The sequence below is a fragment of the Photobacterium sp. WH77 genome (assembly GCF_022014395.1).
Classification (GTDB): Bacteria; Pseudomonadota; Gammaproteobacteria; order Enterobacterales; family Vibrionaceae; genus Photobacterium; species Photobacterium arenosum.
This window is the reverse complement of the sequence record NZ_JAKLTE010000015.1, coordinates 99529-120776: the sequence shown is the minus strand read 5'-3', so window position 1 is coordinate 120776 and position 21248 is coordinate 99529. Positions and strand designations below refer to the sequence as shown.

Annotated in this window: 15 protein-coding genes; 3 read left to right on the top strand and 12 right to left on the bottom strand. The window is 53.7% G+C overall.

Annotated features, from left to right (window positions below; all coding sequences use genetic code 11):
• Positions 1-186: 186 nt before the first annotated feature.
• The 11 genes from L6J37_RS15300 to L6J37_RS15250 all read right to left on the bottom strand — a co-directional run bounded on the left by L6J37_RS15300 (position 187) and on the right by L6J37_RS15250 (position 17625).
• Complete coding sequence (locus L6J37_RS15300) at positions 187-4728, bottom strand: NPCBM/NEW2 domain-containing protein (protein WP_237795751.1); 4542 nt, start codon at positions 4726-4728, stop codon at positions 187-189.
• A gap of 199 nt (positions 4729-4927) precedes the next feature.
• A complete protein-coding gene (locus L6J37_RS15295) occupies positions 4928-6424 on the bottom strand; it encodes a CoA-acylating methylmalonate-semialdehyde dehydrogenase (protein WP_330872803.1) in 1497 nt (498 codons plus the stop codon).
• Positions 6425-6426: 2 nt separating this feature from the next.
• Positions 6427-7587 (bottom strand): iron-containing alcohol dehydrogenase, encoded by a 1161-nt coding sequence (locus tag L6J37_RS15290; RefSeq protein WP_237795749.1) that lies wholly within the window; start codon positions 7585-7587, stop codon positions 6427-6429.
• 201 nt (positions 7588-7788) lie between these two features.
• Positions 7789-9285: an FGGY-family carbohydrate kinase gene (locus L6J37_RS15285; RefSeq protein WP_237795748.1), complete on the bottom strand. Its 1497-nt coding sequence runs from the start codon at positions 9283-9285 to the stop codon at positions 7789-7791.
• A gap of 33 nt (positions 9286-9318) precedes the next feature.
• Positions 9319-10158 (bottom strand): class I fructose-bisphosphate aldolase, encoded by an 840-nt coding sequence (locus L6J37_RS15280; protein ID WP_027251177.1) that lies wholly within the window; start codon positions 10156-10158, stop codon positions 9319-9321.
• A complete protein-coding gene (locus L6J37_RS15275) occupies positions 10145-11896 on the bottom strand; it encodes a glycerol-3-phosphate dehydrogenase/oxidase (RefSeq protein ID WP_237795746.1) in 1752 nt (583 codons plus the stop codon). Before L6J37_RS15275 ends, L6J37_RS15280 begins: the two co-directional genes overlap by 14 nt.
• 41 nt (positions 11897-11937) lie before the next feature.
• Positions 11938-12924: an aldo/keto reductase gene (locus L6J37_RS15270; protein WP_218386786.1), complete on the bottom strand. Its 987-nt coding sequence runs from the start codon at positions 12922-12924 to the stop codon at positions 11938-11940.
• 35 nt (positions 12925-12959) lie between these two features.
• Entirely contained in the window at positions 12960-13919 is a 960-nt protein-coding gene (locus tag L6J37_RS15265) for a sugar-binding transcriptional regulator (protein ID WP_218386784.1), read from the bottom strand.
• Positions 13920-13932: 13 nt separating this feature from the next.
• Positions 13933-14952 (bottom strand): ABC transporter permease, encoded by a 1020-nt coding sequence (locus tag L6J37_RS15260; RefSeq protein WP_237795744.1) that lies wholly within the window; start codon positions 14950-14952, stop codon positions 13933-13935.
• 17 nt (positions 14953-14969) lie between these two features.
• Positions 14970-16505: a sugar ABC transporter ATP-binding protein gene (locus L6J37_RS15255; RefSeq protein WP_237795742.1), complete on the bottom strand. Its 1536-nt coding sequence runs from the start codon at positions 16503-16505 to the stop codon at positions 14970-14972.
• A 64-nt stretch (positions 16506-16569) separates the two neighbouring features.
• Entirely contained in the window at positions 16570-17625 is a 1056-nt protein-coding gene (locus L6J37_RS15250; protein ID WP_225445010.1) for a substrate-binding domain-containing protein, read from the bottom strand.
• Between the two features lie 522 nt (positions 17626-18147).
• On the opposite strand from L6J37_RS15250, the gene L6J37_RS15245 reads away from it, so the two are divergent.
• Both L6J37_RS15245 and L6J37_RS15240 read left to right on the top strand, forming a co-directional pair.
• Entirely contained in the window at positions 18148-18762 is a 615-nt protein-coding gene (locus tag L6J37_RS15245; protein WP_218386853.1) for a LysE family translocator, read from the top strand.
• 927 nt (positions 18763-19689) lie between these two features.
• Positions 19690-20337: a MalM family protein gene (locus L6J37_RS15240; RefSeq protein ID WP_192014503.1), complete on the top strand. Its 648-nt coding sequence runs from the start codon at positions 19690-19692 to the stop codon at positions 20335-20337.
• 23 nt (positions 20338-20360) lie between these two features.
• Here L6J37_RS15240 and L6J37_RS15235 read toward each other — a convergent pair whose 3' ends face one another.
• A complete protein-coding gene (locus L6J37_RS15235) occupies positions 20361-20717 on the bottom strand; it encodes a hypothetical protein (protein WP_237795740.1) in 357 nt (118 codons plus the stop codon).
• A gap of 184 nt (positions 20718-20901) precedes the next feature.
• Between L6J37_RS15235 and L6J37_RS15230 the strand changes: the two genes are divergently transcribed.
• Entirely contained in the window at positions 20902-21192 is a 291-nt protein-coding gene (locus L6J37_RS15230; protein WP_192014505.1) for a hypothetical protein, read from the top strand.
• Positions 21193-21248 lie beyond the last annotated feature (56 nt).

Below are 21248 nucleotides of genomic sequence, written 5' to 3'. Positions count from 1 at the left end.
GTCTGGCGCGCATCCGTAAATGCTCAGATTGCCACTGAACCCAAGCGCGACATACCTGACAGACCTTAAATAGAGTACAGCTTCAGGGTTTGCCCGCTTCGCTGGGCTACATAAAAAATGCCCGAACTCACTACAGAGTCCGGGCAAAACGGGCGGTCAGCCAGTCCACCTCCCCAAAGTAAAGCGCTAGTTCGCGTACCTCAACCGCGCATCAGCCCAATCTGCATGGTCATAGCCATCGCCATCACCCGCGGTGCCCACGACCAATTTCAGCTCAGTGACATTGGACGGGATCGGCAGATTCACATTCACCGGTCCCTGACTGCCGGTCAGCGTGACACTCTGATAAGCCAGACTGCCGTTCAGCCAGACTTCAAACACCACGCTGCCGTTATTGCCCACTTCATCATCCACACCGATCACCGCCTGGAACTGGTCATACTCACCGGCAATCAGGGTATAAGTGATGCTTGAATCCGCATGCACACCCAGCCCTTTGCTGTAGACCGCACCGCCAATCGTGATCGGGTTGCCGTCATTAGCCAGCTCTTCGCCATTGCTGGTGTCTTTCTCCAGTGGCCCCCAGCCGTTGGTCACTGCGCCGGTTTCAGTCATGTCGCTGAGATAGCTGTACTGACTCTGCCCGGAAGACTGCAGCAGTTTGGCATCGCCCCAGCTGGCATGGTCACTACCGACACCGTTACCGGCACCTGTCACCACCAGCTTCAGCTCATAGTTATCCGGGCTCAGGTTGATGGAGACATACTGGGCGGTGTCTGAACCGGTCAGCGTGCCGCTCTGATAGCTCAGCACACCATCAACCCAGACTTCAAACACCACGCTGCCGCTGCCGCCAACTTCATCATCGACCCCAACAAAAGCGCGGAACTGGGTATAATCACCACCGCTGATGTCGTACACCACTTCAGATTCGGCATGCACACCCAAACCTTTCTGATACTGGGTGCCACCAATTGAGATGGTGCCGCCGTCATCCGATGCGGCCTCGCCATTACTGGCGTCTTTTTCAAACGGCCCCCAGCCATTGCTGGATGACACTTCTGCCATATCACTCAGGTACACCACTGTGGCTTCTGCCGGTGGCTCAGGCACTACGATTTCCGGTCCTTCGTACTCAATCTGCTCCAGATAAGCGACCAGCGCTGCCCGTTCGCTGGCACTGCTGACGCTGTGCTGGGAACCGGTTTGCAGCACATCATTGAGCGTCGCGGCCTGTCCGTTATGGAAATACGGTGGCGTTGACCAGACGCCAACCAGGGTTGGCGTATCAAAGCCGACGCCGCCAAGCGGATTACCGCTGCCCTGACCGGACGAGGCCTGAATGGTGCCGACATCATGGCGTTGATTATCGGTATAGAAATCCCCGCTGTGACAGGTGTCGCAGCCTTTTTGGGTAAACAACGTCTTACCTGTCGATGCGGCCGCGGTCAGACTGCCGTCCTGATTGCGGTACGGGCTGCGTGGATACGCATTCAGACTGCTGACGTAAAACGCCAGATTGTCGAGATCGACACTGTAGCCTGCTTTGTTCGCGCCCAGTGGGTCCGAGGTCAGCGCAAAGATCGCATCATCGAGAAAACCCACGCCCTGAAACGCCAGACGAATATCGTTTTCAAAATCATGAATTTCATCGAAGTTGGCTGTCCAGTGAACTCGGCCATTCCCCATACCGACACGGCCGAGCAGAGAAATGGTATTGCGCAGCCCTTCACCGCGGTCGGTAAAGTCCCAGACACGGTTATCACTGTCGCCGTCTGTATGGCAGCCGGCACACGAGATATAGCCATCCCTGGTCATGCGCGCATCGCTGGCGTTGTAGAAAATCTGCTTACCGGCCAGAACGCGCGGATGCATGGTTTCATTTGCCACCAGTGAAATATCCGCCAGCTTGGCAATGGCCTCGCCCTGATTTTCAAACGGTGACAGGTCATGAACAGAAACAGTGCGCGACAGGAAGTTATGCACAAACAACAAGTTACCGGCTTTCACCAGTCCTCGCGGGGCTTTACCTGAATCTGCAATTTCACTGGCCCGCTCACGGGAATAGGCATCACGCACCTCGACGCTGTTTTGCCCTTCCAGCGCAATGTAGACATAATCGCCCAGCTCGCTGAACACCAGCGCTTTGGGTTGTGCCCTGTCGTCCATGTCCATTTGCAGGCTGGGGACTTCTGCCAGTGTGTTGAGGTTGATCTGCGAGGTAATGGCACGCAGGGTGGTTTCAAAGGTCAGCGCCTGGTTTGGATCCCCCTCATTGTATTCACCGCGATCCACATTGGCTTTGATTGCCGGGATCCATGCCGACTGACCGTCCGGCGAGATAGTAACCGCATTGAGATAATTCGGGATCCCGCGGCTTCTGTCTTCGCCATCCACAGTGGTGGTGTCTTTCTGCAGATTGACCACAGAGTCCACTGACATCGAACCGATATGCACGGCCACAACTTCAGCGTGCGACTGAGGTGAGATAAAACGTGTGACCAGTGCGGTGGCCGAATCGCTGTCGACTGCTATGCCTCTGGCGCTCTGGCCCACACTGACCGTGCCGGTAATCGTGCGGTTCGACGGGTTGATTTTGACCACTTCGCCGGTTGCCTGCAAAGTGACCAGCGCCGCACTGCCATCCGGTGTAAACACCACACCATGCGGCTGGCTGGCGCGCGGCAGATCTATGGTATGCAGTACGCTGCCGGTGGCAGACAAGACTTTGATGTTGTCGCTGTCCTGATTCGCCACCCAGAGGTTGCCATCAGGGGCAATCGCCAGGGTGCGGGGTTTCTCGCCGACCTGGGTTTCCCACACTTTACCAAACGGCGAGACCTGGCTGATCGCCGAGACGGTGCCGTTATCCTCATTGACCGCGTACACCCGGTTGGCATCTTTCACGATTGTACTGGCGGTCGTGGGCGTGTTCAGCGTCAACGGGTTGTACACGGTATGCTGCTGCGTTTTACTCGTGGTCAGAGAGCCCGATTCTCGTACAGTCACAATGGCATTCCAGTGATTTGGCGAGCTGTAAGTGTGACTGACCGAGCCATTGCTGGAAAATGCGGTTGGCGGTGTGCCGTCACCAAAGTCCCAGGAATACTCCAGATTACCGCCCAGCAAAGGAGAAGCCGAGGCTGAGAAGGAAATGGGCGTACCCAGCGTAACCTGAGCCGTGCTGCCAAGAGTAATATCATGACCCACCACAGAGCCGGTGGAGAAACGGTAGCTGGTCGCTGGCAGCGGGTTACCGGCAAAATCTTCAATGCCATCTAATTCAACCACATAAATGCTGTCGGCATCTAACTGGCTATCCGGTGTGAAGTTGGCAAACCCTAAGTTCACACTGTAGGTGCCGCTGACCGGGGTACTGCTGCCCAGCTTGGTCACGGTAAAGGTATTGCTGTTGACCGACTCCATCAGCAGGCTGTCGGAAAAGACAATACCGACCCGGGACGAACGGGGTTGCAGCGTTGAATCGATAGCCGGACTGCTGTGAACAATCGCCGGAGGCGTATTGTCTGGCCCGGCCTGATGGGCGATTAAACCGCTGCCTGTGCCGTGATCATTGCCGACCCAGACCATATTGCCGAACGGGAACACCTGACCATGGTCGGTATCGCCGCCGGCGGCATTGAGCGAGCCGCTGCCTGATAGCTGTATGTTGCTGATATTGCTGACATCCAAGACTGAGATATCGTCCTGGTTGCCGAGAAACAGCTTATGATCCTGCACGTTACAGTACAGATTCTGAAACCCGGACAGCTGATCGTGCACCAGTGTCATGGGCGTTGTTGTTGTATCGTAAATTCTCAGCTTGTCCGCGGTAGAGCGGGCGCCGAAGAAGGCATATTTACCGTCCCAGCACGAGGCATAATATTTCTCCGGCAGGGAGCTGAGGGTTTTCTCCAGCGTCGGGGTTTCCGGATCATCCAGGTTCAGGATAGAAAAACCGGCGGTGGTTTCCATGCTCGACAGGAACATCTTGTTGCCCACCACAAAGACCGGACCGATATTGAAACCGCCCAGTTGCGAGGTTGGAATGGTTTTCACTATCGAAGGGTTACTGACGTTGCTGGTATCTACTATGGTTAACCCGGCATTACCACGGGCCACATACAAATAAGGTGCCTGCCAGAACAGCTGCCAGGACACGTTATTATAATCCCCGAAGTTCACTCCTGAGATGGGCAGTTTGGAGACCTGAACAGGATTATTGACATCAGACCAATCCCATATTTCAATCCCTTTCCCGGTCTGGATGGCAATCAGATTACCTTCGCTCAGACCAAAAGAATGCGGCTCGCGAAATTCCGCGGTACGCAGCCCGTTACCGGTACGGTACTGATTACTGGTATCGGGTTCATAGACCGTCTTGACCAAAGACAGGTTGGTCGGGTCTGAGGCGTCCAGCGCAATCCAGCCACCGGGGCCGCCGCCGCTGTCAGGGGCAAAAATACCCACCATGTAACCATTGAGCATGGTCATGACATTCACGCCATAATGTTTTCTGCCGGGGTAATCCGGCGGCAGAAATCCGGTGGTGTCATCCACCAGCGGGTAAGACACCTGAGTGAAAGTTTCGCCTGTACTGTAGTTGAGATTACCCAGCCCCGGCCCCTGTACCGCCATTACTGACGCACTGAGTCCGAGCGAGGCAAGCATGCCCAGCACAGGTCGTATGCCGGGGTAGCGGTTAAATCGCTTCCGTATTGCAGCCATGAAAGATCTCCATGATTTATTGTATCACTAGCGCAGAATTGAACTGCATGGGGCCTGTTCAGAGACCGCCCCTCAACCTCGGTTAGTGAGTAGGGTTGATTTATCGTGATTACTGCAAAACTTCGCCAACTGAGTCGCGGCGGTAAGCCGCTTATTATTGAGGCGGCTTCCTGCATTGGGAAGCCGCTCTTTTGAGGTGTTATTTCATGGTCGGCATGACAAAGTCAGCCTGTTGCTGCTGGTTTTTCGGCCAGCGGGTGGTGATGGTTTTCATGCGGGTAAAGAAACGCACACCATCGCTGCCGTGCATGTGCAGCGGCCCGAACAGGGAACGCTTCCAGCCACCAAAAGAATGGAAAGCCATAGGCACTGGAATCGGCACGTTGACACCCACCATGCCCACTTCCACTTGATCGCTGAACCGGCGCGCGGCTTCCCCGTCGGCGGTGAAAATCGCCGTGCCGTTCCCGAATTCATGTTCATTGATCAGCGTCAGGGCTTCATCCAGCGACTGGGCGCGCAGCATTGACAGGACAGGCCCGAAGATTTCTTCGCGGTAAATGGTCATCCCGGGGGTGACGTGATCAAACAAAGTGCCGCCAACGTAATAACCGTTTTCAAAGCCGGGAACCTGATAATCACGGCCATCCACCAATAAAGTGGCGCCTTCAGCTTCACCTTTGTCGATATAACTGCTCACGCGTTTCATGTGATCGTCTGTGATCAGCGGCCCCATTTCGTTCTCAACCGACTGGCCATAGCCCGGCCCGACCCGTAACTCACGAATCCGGGCTGTGAGTTTCTCTGCCAGCTTATCGGCCACTTCGTCACCAATGGCAACCGCGACAGAAATCGCCATGCAGCGTTCTCCGGCCGCACCAAAGGCGGCGCCCATCAGCGCATTAACCGCCTGATCCAAATCCGCATCCGGCATCACCACCATATGGTTTTTCGCACCGCCCAGTGCCTGCACCCGTTTGCCGTGTGCCGAGCCCTGTGAATAGATGTATTCCGCAATCGGAGTCGAGCCGACAAAACTGACTGCTTTGACTCTGGCATCGCTCAGCAGCACATCCACCGATTCCTTATCGCCCTGCACGACATTAAACACCCCTGGCGGCAATCCGGCCTGGGTCAGCAATTCCGCCAGTCTCAGTGCCGCGGACGGGTTTTTCTCAGACGGTTTCAGCACGAAGGTATTGCCGGTTGCCAGGGCAATCGGGAACATCCACATGGGCACCATGACCGGGAAATTAAAGGGGGTAATCCCCGCGCAAACACCCAGCGGCATCAGCATTGAATGCGAATCTACGTCGGTACCCACATTGCGGCTGTGTTCGCCTTTTTGCAGGTGCGGGATCCCGCAGGCAAATTCGACCACTTCCAGCCCGCGGGTCAATTCGCCTAACGCATCACTGTGTACTTTCCCGTGCTCGCGGCTGATCAGTGTTGCCAGCTCGTCCATGTTCTGTTCCAGCAAGGCTTTGAAGCGAAACAGGATGCGCGAGCGATTAAGCGGTGTCATTTGCGCCCAGGCCGGCCATGCCGCTTCCGCGCTGGCGATTGCCTGCTCGGTATCCGCCACGCTGGACAGGCCAACCTGATCGATCACTTTACCGGTGGCCGGATCCGTGACCGGCAGATTGCGATCTGAGGTCACTGGCACTAATTCACTGTTGATGTAATTTCCAATCATCATTAACTCCATACCTTTTTATACAGTTCAATCACTTCATTCTTGCTCGGAATGCGCGGATTATTATTCGGTGAACCCGATGCCAGCGCCTGCTCCGCCATGGTGTCCAGCAACTCAAGATATTGCTGTTTATCAATCCCGAAATCCGACATGGCCGGCACCTGCAGATCGACGTTGAGCTGGGTCAGCTCAGACATCAGGCGTTGCACGGCTTCTTCATCACTGACGATGTCATCAGCCAGCCCCATTGCGCGGGCGCAGTCGGCATAACGCGTCATGCTGGCCGGAATAGAAAACTCGGTAATCGCGGGCAGTAACATGGCATTGCTCATGCCATGCGGGACATGAAAATGGGCGCCAATCGGACGGCTCATGCCGTGCACCAGAGCAACAGAAGCATTGGAAAACGCAATACCGGCCAGTGTGGCTCCCAGCATCAGTTTTTCTTTCGCATCATGATTGCCCGGGGTATTCACCGCTTCGCGAAGATTCGGCGCAATCAGGTGCATGGCTGACAGCGCCTGCTGATCGGAAAACACCCCGGCTTTGGCGCTGACATAAGCTTCAATGGCGTGTGTCAGCGCATCAATCCCGGTATCGGCAGCGATACGGGCCGGCACCGACAGGGTCAGCTCATAGTCGATGATCGCCGCCTGGGGGATCAGTCCCGGCCCCATGCACAGCATTTTCTCGTCTGTGTCCTGATCTGTGATGATGGTCACCCGGGTAACTTCCGACCCCGTGCCTGCCGTGGTCGGAATGGCAATCACGGGCAAGATGGCTTCTGTCACCACATGCGGTACTTTGTAGTCACGCATCTGACCGCCGTGCTGTGCCAGTAAACCAATGGCTTTTGCGCTGTCAATGGCACTCCCGCCGCCCAGCGCAATCAGGCAGTCAAACTGGCCTGTCACCACCTGATCAACCGCAGGCAGGATAGAGGCCTCAGTCGGCTCCGGCTCGGTATCCAGAAAGACACCGCACTCCAACCCTACCGCCGCCAATGCGATTTCAACCCGGCGTACATAACCCAGCTCAGACATCACTCGGTCGCTGATAATCAATGGCTGACGGCAAGACAGCAGTTTCAGCATGTCTGCCACTTTATCCAGCGCGCCAGCCCCGATTTCCATCAGGCCGGGCATTACGATTCGTTGTGTCATCCCTTTCATCCTTTCCACCTTTTAATCATCTTAATAATATAGAGCACATACCGATAAAAATGAGACAAAAAATATCAAAATAAATCAATTTTGAGAGGGTGAGCAAAGTCGGTGAACATCAGGATCGGCAAAGCCGTTCCGGTAGCACAGCCACCGAAACAGCGAAGTTAACCCATTGATATTAAGTGAATTATCTGAGAGTCATGACATCAGCCCTTTCAAGGCGTTCGACACCGCCAGGTAGCGTTGGTAGCGCTGATGAAGAATGGCTTGCTGCTGTGGCCTGGGCGTAAGAGGCGTATTGAGCTTGGCCATAGCGGCTACCGCCTGCTGCAGAGCCGGGAAACAGCCTGCACCGGTTGCGGCAGCCATCGCCGCTCCTCTGGCACCGGCTTCGGTGCAGTCGGAGGTCTGAATCGCGACATCCAGCACATCCGCAAACAACTGGCTCCAGACCGGACTTTTGGCGGCCCCGCCGCTGAGAACCGCAGTGTCGATATGCTGACCCGCCAGCCTGAGCTGACCAACATGTTCTAAATGCCCAAAGACAATGCCTTCATAAACGGCATAGAGTAAGTCCGATTTTTTATGCCATCCGGCCAGCCCGAAAAAATTCCCCTGCACCGGCTGATTATCACAGCCTCCGTAGAGGTAAGGGTGAAACAGCGGCAGATCGTCACTGATCACAGTGTCAGCCACCATGGCATTAAGTTGCTGAAAAAGATCAATATTGTGGGTTTTGGCTTGCTGTTTTTCTTGTTTGAAAAATTCACAGATGAACCATTCGAGGTTCGAGGCCGAGGTCGCACTCGACTCCACCGCCAGATAACGCTGGCCGGGAAAATGGCAGGCCATAAAGACATCCCTGCCCGGTAAGGTGTCCGTCACCACCTGATTAATGCTCCAGGAACCGGCAATCACAGAGGCGGCCTGGCTTTGCCAGACCCCTGAGCCGATAGCGCAGGCCACGATATCAAAACAGCCACTGACCACAGGTGTGCCTTCGCTCAGTCCAGTTAACGCCGCTGCTTCCCTGCTCACCCGGCCCATAACATCCTGACATTCCCTGATGTCGGGAATCGCCTGCTGCATCTCTGGAATAGCTAATGCAGTAAGTAAAGCGGCCGACGCCTCTCCTGCTGAAAAATCGTATAAACCCGAGGCACTGAGATCCCCGTACTCGGTCGATATCTCGCCGGTCAGGCAAAAATTCAGGTAATCCTTACAGAACAGGACGCTGCCGATGCTCTGGTATGTCTCCGGGTGATACTGTTTGAGCCAGCAAAGCAGTGTGGCCGATTGCGACGGCCAGACACCCTGACGGTTGAGCTCCTGAATCAACTCATAGTCGGGCTGATTTTTTATCGTCTGCACCAGATCACCGGCGCGGCAATCGAGCGATTTGATCGCCAGCAGGGGCATCGCCTCGTGATCCAGCAAATACAGCCCGTTACCATGACCGCTGCACCCGACAGCTACCACCTGTCCGGACTGCACGGCCCATTCTTCCAGTAAGCGACGTATCAGGACCGCGCACTGACTCCACAGCGCTGCCATATCGCACTGAGCAAAACCCGGTGCAGGAAAATGCGTCGCCACTTTGTCACCCAGCGCACCGATTTCGCGGCCCTGTAAATCAAAGAGCGCCACTTTTATTCCCGTGTTTCCGCAGTCTATACCCAGTACGTATGGTGTCATTGCTTGCTTCCTTTTCTTGCTGACAGTGAAAAATTACTGCTGATAAATGGCCAGTGCATCAGACACGCTGGCGTTGTTGTGGATCATTGCCATGAATGCCTGCACGATGCGGCTCGGGTTAGGGTGCTGGTAAATATTCCGGCCATACACCATACCCAATGCGCCCTGATCCAGCAGTTGACGCGCCTTGCTGAAGACCACTTCGACATCTTCTTTGCCGCCGCCGCGAACCAGCACAGGACAACGCGCCGCTTCGACCACACGGTGGAATTCCGACGCATCAGCCGTTGGATCGGCTTTGATGATGTCTGCCCCCATTTCGCGGGCCAGACGCACCAGAGTCACTATCTTTTCCGCATCACCGTCTACTGCATAGGCTTTACCCGAACTGGCCGGCTGCATCACCAGTGGCTCGATCATCAGCGGCATACCGTATTTGTCGCAGTCGTTTTTCACTTTGCTGATATTCACCACACACTGGCGGAACAGATCCGGCTCATCAGGCAACATAAACAGGTTGACCACCACGCAAGCCGCGTCCATCTGCAGCGCCTGCAGTACCGGCTCCTGATCATTTTGCATCACAGCCCACATATGACGGTGGCGAATCGTGTTGTACGGATTACCCATATCCAGCCGCATCACCAGAGCCGGTTTGTCTTTGCCGTCAACGTTTTGCAGCAGGTCGCTCTGACCATAATTCATCTGAATCGCGTCCGGTCTGGCTTCCACCAGCTGGCTGACCACAGAGTCCATGTTTTCCAGGCCATCGAGAAAAGACGGCTCGTTACACACCCCGTGATCCAGTGCCACGTCCAGACAACGGCCGTTGTTAAACAGCCGGTTCATCCTTACTTTCTTACTGATATACATAGTTTCCTCCTGAAAAAGATGTGGTCCAGATTTGCTCAACCTGCTCAGTGCTGACGGCCAGACCATGATGTAGCTGCAACTGACGACAACTTTCTGCCAGATCCTGTTTCGTTTGCTGTTCATTCCAGCCCAGCGTCGCGGCCACCAGCTCAGTCACCTCAGCCAGCACCTGATTGTCTATCTCTCCTTGAATCGCCACCGAAGTGCGGCGCTGCAGCACATCCAGCGTGCGGCACACAACCTCGTGTTCAATCAGATACATCAGCTCGCGCCTGGTGTACGCCGGCAGGCTGGTCAGCACCGTATCCTCACCGGCGGCCAGGTAGGCCATCACCGCCAGGCACATAGTGCCGTAACGTTGCAGCAGCATCTCTGCTCTGGCTTCGCTCAGGGCATATTTGACATGGGCTGCTTTAGTAAAGGCTTTGCGTTCGATATCTGTCACAGGGAAATCCCTGCCGCCGCCTATGGGCCGGTCGGCGGTTGAGATCCGGCGGGTGTGCGCCATATCCGATAAGATCTGATCGGCCACTTCCTCCCCGAAGGCGCGAAATGTCGTCCATTTGCCGCCGATCAGAGAATAAAGGCGAACCTGACCGTCTTCCGTGCTGTCCACCCGCAGAGCATGACTGCGCGGGATCTGCCCTGTGGTCGAGGTTTTCACCGACGGCAACGGGCGTACGCCGCTGAACTGATACACTATGTCTTCCCGCTCAATCACCAGTGCCGGAAACACGGCTTTCAGTGAGTCGAGCATGTAATCAATTTCTTCACCGGTACAGGTCACGGCATCCAGATCTGCCACCGGAATGTCTGTCGAGCCGATCAGTACGTTGCCGTAGTAGGGAAACAGAATGCATACCCGCCCTTCCGGGTTCTCGTAAAACACCATGTGCCCGTCCAGCTCGGCCAGTAACTCAGGGTGGCGGACAATAATGTGCGAGCCTTTGGTGCCCTGCAGATAGCCCGAGGCCAGTCCCAGACGATCATTGGTCTGATCGACCCAGGCCCCGGTGGCATTGACCAGTTTGTCTGCGCTGATCGTGCTGGTTTCCCCCGTCAGGGTGTCACGCAGGGTAAAACGCTGACCGTCCCGTGCCAGCAGCTCGGTATAGTTACAGGCCAGACTGCCGCTTTGCTCGCCCGTGTCGCTCAGCACCTCCATTGCCAGACGCTCAGGGGCACTGATCCAGGCATCGTAATAATCGGCGCTGCAGGCGACGGCAGAGTCAAACTGTGGCCAGCGTGCTACCGTTTCAGACTGCGAAAAGAAACGGTGTTTCGGCAGACGCTGATCGCGACGGGTGAAAAAGTCGTAAAACCACAGCCCCAGTTTAATCACCAGCGCCCCGCGGCGACTGGGTTTGTCCATCAGTCCGGTGAAGTTAAACAACGCGTAAAACAGCCCGGACCAGCGAGAAAAGATCGGTATCGTGGTAACCAGCGGCTGCACATAATGCGGCGCATTGACCAGCAGGCGGTTACGCTCTGCCAGTGATTCCCTGACCAGGGCAAACTCGCCGTTTTCAAGATACCGCAAGCCACCGTGAATCATCCGCGACAGGGCGGCGCTGGCTTTACTGCAGAAATCTTCTTTCTCCACCAGCAAGACTTTCACCCCCTGCAAAGACAACTCCCGGTACACACTGATACCGTTAATACCGCCACCGACTATCACTACATCGAAATGCGCATCCTGGGGTAATCGTTCCCGCCTTTGTGTTCCATCGCCTGCCATACTGCTCCCCTTATCGATTCTTATTGTGGGTGGGAATCACATCAGTCAGTCTGTAACTGGCTGAGCGACTGAGCCACCAGCGTGCTGATGGTATCCACATCCACAGCAGCCAGATTTACCTCTCCGGCCCGCGCATTCTCAGCCGCCTGGATCGGATTACGGGCGCCGCACAAGGCATAGGTAATGCCCGGCTGTGACAGCGTCCAGGCAATGACCAGCTGCGCAACCGAGATGCCATAATCGTTAGCCAGCGGCGTGACCAACTGGCAGAACTGCTGCACTATCTGACGGTTTGGCTGAGAAAATAACGGATTCGACAACCGCTGATCGTCGCCGTCAAACCTACGGTCGGCAGAGATTTTTCCGCTCAGCAGACCAAGTGCCAGCGAGGAATAACTCAGGCAGGACACCCCGGTGGCGCGGGTATGCGGCAACAGGCTCTGCTCAAGCTCACGTTCTATCATGTTGTACTTTTCCTGCACCGCATCGACGGTGCCGAACTGCTGATAATGCTTCAGGCCTTCCAGGCTGATATTGCTGACACCAATCGCGCGGATCTTGCCCTGTTGTTTCAGCTCCATCAGGGTCGCCATGGTTTCTTCAATCGGTGTGGTCGGGTCCTGCCAGTGGGTGATGTAGAGATCGATATAATCTGTCCCCAGACGACGCAGACTCTGTTCCAGTTCGTACTGAATAGCATCGCGGCCAAGATAACGGTGTACCGGTTTGCCTTCTTCATCGAAGAAATGGTTGCCTTTCTGAGTGTGCCAGACCAGGCCGCATTTGGTGGCCAGCACCACTTTATCGCGCTGGCCCTTGATGGCTTTACCAACCAGTTCTTCCGAGCGGCCCAGTCCGTATGCCGGGGCCGTGTCAATCAGCGAGACACCGCAAGTGATCGATTCCTGAATCGCGGCAACGGCCTCCTTTTCATTGGTGCCACCCCACATCCAGCCACCCATAGCCCAGGTGCCCAGGCCAATCACCGAGGCATCAATACCTGAAAAACCTAACTGTCTTTTGTTCATGGTCATCCCTCTCAAGTTAACAATTCTTCTATGTTTCAATATGCATCGAGCACACCCTGTGCGGTCGATTCATCAGTGATCAGTGTATTGAGAAAACCGCCGCGCAGCGCAGCAGCAATCGGCATCACTTTTTCAGCCCCGGCTGCGACGCCGATACTGACCGGGATCTGGCGCATTTCCGCCAGCGACAGGCCGACCAGCTTGTTGTTCAGCGCCGGAATGCAGGCCGAGCCGGACTGGTCATACAGATGCGCAAAGACTTCCCCTTTGCACTGGCTCTCTGCCACCAGGGCTTTTTCGCCGTTGATCCAGTGACGCAAGTCAAAATAGCTTTCGTCGCCTTTCGCCACCGCGCCGATGCCCGCCAGCGCAATGTCGGCGTGCCGGGCCATCTCCAGCACTTCCTTGGTGGCCCGCATGTTGATCAGCATGTCGCGGTCCGATTGCGTATCTGCAAACAAGGGCGCATGAAGCTGCATCGAGCGGCCTCCCAGCTTTTCCGCCAGCGCCGAGGCCAGGTAGTTCACATCGGTAAAATGCGTACCCTGCACCCCGCCGGTGGCCGGCACTACAGTCACCTTCATGCCTTTAACCGGCTTCATTACATCCACTATGGTGGCCAGTGCCTTGCCGCCGCTGATGCAGATGACATCATTCTTACGCAGGGTGTCCTGTAAAAATTCCGCCGCCACTTCCGCTATCTGCGTAAACCCAACGACAGGATCATCGGCATAGGACGGACAAAGTACCGCTTTAGGCAGACCCGTACGTGCCATCAGCTGCTTTTCCAGCTCCATTACCCCCATGTGCGGAATGTTGAGGATAATTTCGACCAGCCCCTCTTCCCGCGCCTGACGGATAATGCGGTTCACCTTGGCCGGTGACAGATCCAGGCTTTTCGAGATCTCCGCCTGGCTGCGATTCTCTTTGTAATGCGAGAACAGCACCTTGCTCACCAGACGGGAGACATCCAGGCTTTTCGTTGTGGTTTGCATAGGTTCAGCCCTCTCAGGATTTGGCTTTCGACTTCTGGTGCAAATGGTGATCCGCCGCCACAGCCGCCAGCAGGATCAGTCCTTTAATGAACTCCTGCCAGTACACAGACACATCGAGCAGAATCAGTGAACTGGACACCACACTCAGCAGCGCTATCCCCAGAATCGCTCCGAAGATGGTGCCTTCGCCGCCTTTGAGGCTCGCGCCGCCGATCACCGCTGCTGCAATAATGTTCAGCTCCAGCCCGACCCCGAAGTTGGGCGTTGCCGCACCGAATTTCGACATATAGATGATCCCGGCCAGACCGCAGAGCGCGGAGGACAAGACGGTGACGTACAGCTTCACCTTGTTGGTGTTGACGCCTGAATATTGCGCGGCTTTCTCGTTACTGCCGGTGTAGAAAATCTTGCGGAAGGCTTTGGCATTTCGCAGCAGGAAGTCGCTGATAATGATCACCACAAAGAAAATGATGATAGAGAACGGCACTCCGAACAGGGTTCCCTGACCGACAAACTTAAATTCAGGCGGCAGAGTGAACAGCGAAATGGGTGTGCCCTGAGTGATGATCATGCTGGCCCCCCGCGCCAGCCCCATAAAGGCCAGAGTGACAATAAAGTGGTGCAGGCCCAGCCGCGTGACGCACAGCCCCATCAGCCAGCCGATGAAACCACTGAAGCCAATGGAGGCCAGGCTGGCCAGCCAGGGGTTCATGCCCAGCATGAAGAGCTTGGCGGCGAACACCATGGCCAGACACATCACCGCGCCGACCGACAGGTCAATCCCGCCGACAATCAACAGCATAGTCATGCCGACTACCACAATGCCTTCGGTGGAAAACGACAGCAGCATGGCTTTCATATTGGCCCAGGTCAGAAAATACGGTGAGGCAAAGCTCATGCCGATAAACATCGCCACTATGATGAGGATCAGCGTGAATTCCCGCATCTGACTGACGCGCACCAGCGCATCACGGAAGGAACGTTTTTTACCGGCAACCGAAGTGCCGGGTGTAGATACATGTTCAATAGTCATTATTATGTTCTCCTGCATTACGCCTGTACGGCTGCCTGCGTCAGTTCCGCGGAACCGGACGCAAGGTGCATGATATTCTGCTCAGTAATGTGATCCCCGGTCAGCAGCCCCATCTGACGCGACTCGCGCATCACCATGACTCTGTCACTCAGGCCGATGACTTCCGGTAATTCTGAAGAGATGACAATGATGCCGACACCTGTGTTTGCCAGATCGCGGATCAGTTTGTGAATTTCAGATTTTGCCCCCACGTCAATGCCCCGGGTTGGCTCATCAAGAATGATGAGCTTAGGGTTCACCGACAGGATTTTGGCCAGGGCGACTTTCTGCTGGTTGCCCCCGCTGAGCGACGACACCTTATGATGCAGGCTGCCGCTTTTCAGGTTCAGTCTGTCGGTCAGGGTCTGGGTTTGATCAAATTCCTTGTCTTTGCTGATCAGACCGTGCTCAGACACCAGTTCCAGCTTGAGCGCAGAGACATTAACGGCAATGGATAAATCCAGAAAAAGACCTTCTTCTTTACGGTCTTCCGAGAGATAGACAATGCCTTTGTCTATCGCATCGCGATAACAGTTAATGGTGATCGGCTGGCCGTTGAATCTCAGCTGGCCGCGCTGTTTGGTGTACAGGCCGCACAGGCCCTTGACCATTTCTGAACGCCCGGCGCCAATCAGACCGGCGACGCCAAAGATTTCACCCTGATACACCTTAAAATCAATGTCGTTAAATCTCTGCCCGTCTGACAGGCCTTCAACGTCAAGGATCACAGGATTATTCTCGACCTGACCCTGGCATTTCGGCGGATACAGGTTGGCAATTTCACGCCCGACCAGGCTCTGAACAATCGCCTGCGGTGTGGTGTCCTCTATCCGTTTGGTATGTATGTAATGACCGTCGCGGAACACGCTGACCCGGTCGCACTGCTCAAAAATCTCCGCCATGCGGTGACTGATATAAATAATGCTGATCCCCTGTGCTTTCAGCGTCTGCATAATGGCAAACAGGATGTCGGTTTCCTGATCCGTCAGCGCCGCTGTCGGCTCATCCAGGATCAGAATTTTGCAGTCCAGCACCAGAGCTTTGGCAATTTCCACCAGTTGCTGATTAGAGATAGTCAGATCAGACACTTTCTGTCTTGGGTCTATATCGGCCAGCTGGCTGACCACCTCGTAGGCTTCGCGATATAAGGTTTTGTAATCCACCAGCCAGCCATCCGAGCTGTTGATTTTCGCCATCATGATGTTTTCAGCCACTGACACATCAGAGCAGAGTGCGATTTCCTGATGAACAAACCCGATGCCCAGCTTCTGTGCTTCTAACGGACTGCTGACCACCACTTTTTCGCCATTGATAAACATTTCCCCGCTGTCCGGCTGGTGTATGCCGTCGATGATTTTCATCAGCGTAGACTTGCCGGCACCGTTTTCACCGGCGATGGCATGCACTTCACCGGGCAGTAAATCGAAGCGGATATTATTCAGCGCGGTTGTCGAACCGAAGGTTTTGGTCACATTTCGGATCTCAAGCACTGGCGTTGTGTTGGACGTTTCCACCGTCTCTCCTCCATGAGTATGCTGAGGGAAGAGGCCCGGATACCGGGCCTCAGCAGGGTAGGATTTACTCGTTGATACCTTTAGTGCCGCGTTTCGACAGGTACTTATCCCAGTAGAAATCATCAGCATTGGCTTTGGTGACGATAGAGAAACCGTTATCGACGAACGGCACGCTCATTGGGTTATACCCGGCACGGTCATGATCGTTCATCGGATCGATCAGGCCGGGATGCGCCGCCATATACAGCAGCATCATGCCCATGTAGCCCTGCATACCCTGGTTCGGGTTCACCGCACCGAAGATTTCACCTTGCTTGATCATGTCGAGGATCTTGGCGTTCACGTCGGCATTGAACACACGGATTTTTCCGCCCAGCTCTTTGGCTGCCTGCGCTGCGCCCATGGCAGAGGTTGCTTCAGGCATAAAGACAGCGCCCAGGTTCGGGTGCGCCTGTGCCATAGTCATCAGAGAGTTATAGGCTTTGGTGGCATCGGTATTACTGGCCGCACGCGAGACCAGCTTCATGTCAGGCCATTTTGATTTCATGCGCGCAATAAAAGCACTCACGCGTCGGTCGTGGTTATCCTGGCCCGGGTTCTCCAGCACCGCGTACTCACCTTTACCGCCCATGTCTTCCGCCACGGCATCGGCGGCGAACTTACCTTCCTGATAGTTATCAGAGGTAATAAAGGACACCCGCTTACTGTTAGGTGAATCCGCTGCAAAGGTCACAACAGGAATACCCATTTCTGCCGCCCGGTTAATGGGTTCAATAAAGGGATCCGGGTTCATGGGGTGCAGCAAAATTCCGGCCGGTTTCTTCGCCAGTATCTGCTCAAATGACGCGAGCTGTTTATTCACATCGTATTCCGGCGTGCCGGTATAGACAGTTTTACAGCCCATTGAACGTGCTGCTTCCTTCATCATTTCATAGACAGGGAACCAGTACTCCACACCGGACACCATCACGTTCATGTAATAGGTTTCACCCGGCTTACACTTGAACGCCGTTGGCGCTTTGGTTTCAGCCATAGCTGGTGAGGTAGCGGACAGAATGGACAGTGCAACAGTGGCGGTAACCATCTGAAGCGATTTCTTCATGACACGTAACTTGCTCATCCCACTCTCCTTTGTTTGGGGGATTACGAACTTTCAACCTACTGCCACCAGCTTGTGATACCGCGACCAAGCTTCAGATTGAGAAATAAACCAGTGAATGAAATATTTTTGCTCTCAGTGAAAGATGTTTACGAGATGTTAAAGGTATTTCATTTGAGTTAAATTTATGCACAAAATACGGCCGCGTCAAATTAAATTGATATCAAAAGTCTCATTTTAACTCTAAAACCACGATTACTGTCCAGCTCTTCTATGGCAAGAACGATTTATGATAGCGAGCATTTAATCGCTAACAGGCTGATAATCAGTCAAATTATTAACAATACTCACAATAAAAACAGTCAGACCTGTGCTGATCCACGACAAAAAAATGAGAGTACTAAAGCGTGAAGCGCCTCACTGTTTATTTTCATTCCGCCGGGTCTTCAACCCAAAAGTCATGTCACAAAACACTACCATCGCCTCAGCGAACTGATTACACTGACAATCTGTTTTGTTAACACATATGTCAGGATGTATATGTTGGATTTCACCTTACTAAGCGCATTTATCCCTACTTTTTTCTTTGTTTCTATTACACCTGGTATGTGTATGACACTCGCTATGACACTGGGGATGAGCATTGGTGTTAAACGCGCACTCTGGATGATGGTGGGTGAATTGCTTGGTGTGGCTCTGGTCGCCATTGCCGCTGTGATGGGGGTTGCCACAGTTATGCTGAACTATCCTCAGCTTTTCAGTGCCCTTAAATGGGTTGGCGGTGCTTACCTGTTCTGGCTGGGCATCAACATGTGGCGTAACCGGGGCAAAATGTCGCTGAACCTGGAAACGCCTACGGTGACACAGCGCGGACAGCTTATTTCTCAGGGATTCATCACGGCTATTGCCAACCCTAAAGGGTGGGCCTTTATGATCTCTCTGCTGCCACCTTTCATTAACATTGACATGCCGATGGCACCTCAAATGGCAGGTTTGCTGGCTGTCATTCTGATGACAGAGTTCGTTGCCTTACTGGTTTACGCCAACGGCGGCAAGAGCCTGCGGCTGTTCCTGACCAAAGGGGACAACCTGCGTTATCTCAACCGCATTGCCGGCACGTTAATGATGGGTGTGGGTGTCTGGCTGGCGCTGGGCTGAACCAGATAACAAATGGAAATCGTCAAAATGATGCCGGCATTTGTTCGGCATTTTTTATACCTGCGTCTCGTCAAAAATTCGTCACACGCCACTAATCCCCTGAACTTCAGCGTCAAAAACCCCTCCATTCAACGCCATTACTATGTCCGACCGCAGTTTTTTGCGAGCAATATCACTTTCCATTGAGCAACGATGTGCATTACAATCTGTTGGTCGTCAAAAAACACACGAAAAAAGGAAAAAAAATGTGTTGTGATTCCCCTGATTTAATGCGGGTTAAACGTGCCATCTGGCAACGATTGACCTGTAAAGCCATCTACCTTTGTAAAAACTGCAACAAGAAAACGAAAGTCTAACGCTGCATCAATCAGATTCCGGCCTTCTGAGTTCCCCTCCTTTTGAGCTTTACCATTCATTTTCAATGGGAGCAAAGCTCCCATTAACGCCTGAACGAACGCCTGAACACTTCCTGTCCTCTTCCCTCTTCCCTCTTCCCTCTTACCCTGCTTACACAGTCCCGATACTTCATACGCAATGTCTTGTTTCAAAAGTCTAAGAAGCAAAAAACCGCTACGAAAAGTCAATTTAACGTCACGTAGCAGTCAGCTTTATGTCACCAAGAAAACCGATGTGATATCTGTCACACTGATAAGTAAGGGGACGGATTACACTGGCGGCATCCGTCTCTGTTGAAAGATCTGAGGGAACAATGTGTTGCGATAATCCAATGCTCTACCGTGTGAAACGAACACTATGGGAAAAGTTTACCTGCCGTGCAATCTACCGCTGCAAGACATGCAATACGAAAATGAAAGTGTGAGGAAAAGGACGGCTGGCTTTACCAGCGGCTTGTCGCGCTGAACACCATCAACCGCAGCAGCAGATGCTATGTTTGAAACATGGTGGTAAAACACTACTGAGGCCAATATGCGCTTCCTGCCTGCTTGCTTACTGGCACTGATATTAACAAGTTGTTCGCTGACAGACGGCTTTAGTCCCAACACGGTCAATGGCGTGCCCAATATCAGTGTCACTGAATCAAAAAATGCACGTCAGCACTTAGACTCAGCGACCAGATTGTTTACCGTCGTGAGGGAATTACCTTCGCTGGACTGCTGCGATGAATTACCCGTGCTTTTTACCCTCTCGCGCGATGATGTGATCGCAGAACTATCGTCCGGGCGCAGTTTCGTCAAACTGATAAAACTCACCCCTCACCTCAGACGGCAAGATCTGATATTGACAAGCCTCGTCAGCCAGACCGTCTTTGCCCCCCAAGTGCAGTTTTATACTGAAGATTTCCTGCTGATCGACAGCCTGACAGCCTATCGCTACCGCCCTTTCTCCTATCAGGAGCCGGATAGACTCGAAATCACCCTGCCTCTCAGTTTGTACCATCCTCCGGTTCACTATGTACTGGTTTACACCAGCCAGAGCGAAATGGACACCTACACCCCCTTGCTTGACATTGAATCCAAGTATGATCGCAACCTGGGTCTGGATATCATGCCCCGCCCCTGGTTCATTGCCCCACACGCACCAACAGGAACGCTGATTTTGAACCGTGCCAAATAATCGGCCTCAGATGACATCCATGATTATTGGTCGTAACGCCAGCGCGGCGGAAATGCCTGGTTCATCACCAGCGAATCGTCCACCAGTTCAAACTGCAGTTTTGCTTCGTTCTTTGAGACATGATCCACAATTAGGCAAGCCTCAAAGATCGACCAGTTAAAATCTACTGTCACAGTGACCTTTGTTCCCGCAATAACAATGTCTTTTATCGTCATCGAATCCGGCACAATGCTCATGTGCCGATCATCCGTCCAGGCCAGTTGATGAAGCAATGGCTGAAACTCACTTTCCGCCGACTTCACCGCCGCGTTAATCTGCGCATCACGATCCGGCAACTCAGTATTGAGTGCCAGTACCAGCGATAAAACTTGATCACTCATAATGTGTCCTCGTCTCTGTCATCACAATCAGCATATCAGTAAACAGCGAGCAAGGCGCTCACCTCAAATTGTCTGTGAATACCTCACGATCCTGTGCCAGCCGGCAAAGCAATCGTCAGCATGCCCTCTCCAAAATCAGCGACTACACTCAAGTCATCTGTTCTGTCGATTTGCAGGTACTTCTATGGATAACAAAGAAAAAGAGGCGGGGATTTTACAGGCTCTGGCTGTGCGCCTGGAATCTCAGCGTTTACCCAGAGCATTAGCCATGAAAAAGCGGGTAGACAATGGTGAAACCCTGAATGAACATGATATTCAATTTCTGAAAGAAGTCTTCGAAGATGCTCAGCGTATCATGCCTATTGTTGAGCGCCACCCCGAGTGGCAAAACCTGGTCACGAGCCTTATCGGGCTATATCAGGAAATCACCAGCAAAGCGCTTGAAAATGAAGAGCATCAGAAAGGCAAGACTTAGCCTTCGATGAACAATCGCACCGCCATTCTCTGTATCTAACCGCGTAGAACAAGCCG

What these genes read in the sequence shown, in the direction of transcription:
- L6J37_RS15300 (WP_237795751.1), bottom strand. Translation starts at nt 4,728, where the DNA reads ATGGCTGCAATACGGAAGCGATTTAACCGCTACCCCGGCATACGACCT.
- L6J37_RS15295 (WP_330872803.1), bottom strand. Translation starts at nt 6,424, where the DNA reads ATGATTGGAAATTACATCAACAGTGAATTAGTGCCAGTGACCTCAGAT.
- L6J37_RS15290 (WP_237795749.1), bottom strand. Translation starts at nt 7,587, where the DNA reads ATGACACAACGAATCGTAATGCCCGGCCTGATGGAAATCGGGGCTGGC.
- L6J37_RS15285 (WP_237795748.1), bottom strand. Translation starts at nt 9,285, where the DNA reads ATGACACCATACGTACTGGGTATAGACTGCGGAAACACGGGAATAAAA.
- L6J37_RS15280 (WP_027251177.1), bottom strand. Translation starts at nt 10,158, where the DNA reads ATGTATATCAGTAAGAAAGTAAGGATGAACCGGCTGTTTAACAACGGC.
- L6J37_RS15275 (WP_237795746.1), bottom strand. Translation starts at nt 11,896, where the DNA reads ATGGCAGGCGATGGAACACAAAGGCGGGAACGATTACCCCAGGATGCG.
- L6J37_RS15270 (WP_218386786.1), bottom strand. Translation starts at nt 12,924, where the DNA reads ATGAACAAAAGACAGTTAGGTTTTTCAGGTATTGATGCCTCGGTGATT.
- L6J37_RS15265 (WP_218386784.1), bottom strand. Translation starts at nt 13,919, where the DNA reads ATGCAAACCACAACGAAAAGCCTGGATGTCTCCCGTCTGGTGAGCAAG.
- L6J37_RS15260 (WP_237795744.1), bottom strand. Translation starts at nt 14,952, where the DNA reads ATGACTATTGAACATGTATCTACACCCGGCACTTCGGTTGCCGGTAAA.
- L6J37_RS15250 (WP_225445010.1), bottom strand. Translation starts at nt 17,625, where the DNA reads ATGAGCAAGTTACGTGTCATGAAGAAATCGCTTCAGATGGTTACCGCC.
- L6J37_RS15240 (WP_192014503.1), top strand. Translation starts at nt 19,690, where the DNA reads ATGCGCTTCCTGCCTGCTTGCTTACTGGCACTGATATTAACAAGTTGT.
- L6J37_RS15235 (WP_237795740.1), bottom strand. Translation starts at nt 20,717, where the DNA reads ATGAGTGATCAAGTTTTATCGCTGGTACTGGCACTCAATACTGAGTTG.
- L6J37_RS15230 (WP_192014505.1), top strand. Translation starts at nt 20,902, where the DNA reads ATGGATAACAAAGAAAAAGAGGCGGGGATTTTACAGGCTCTGGCTGTG.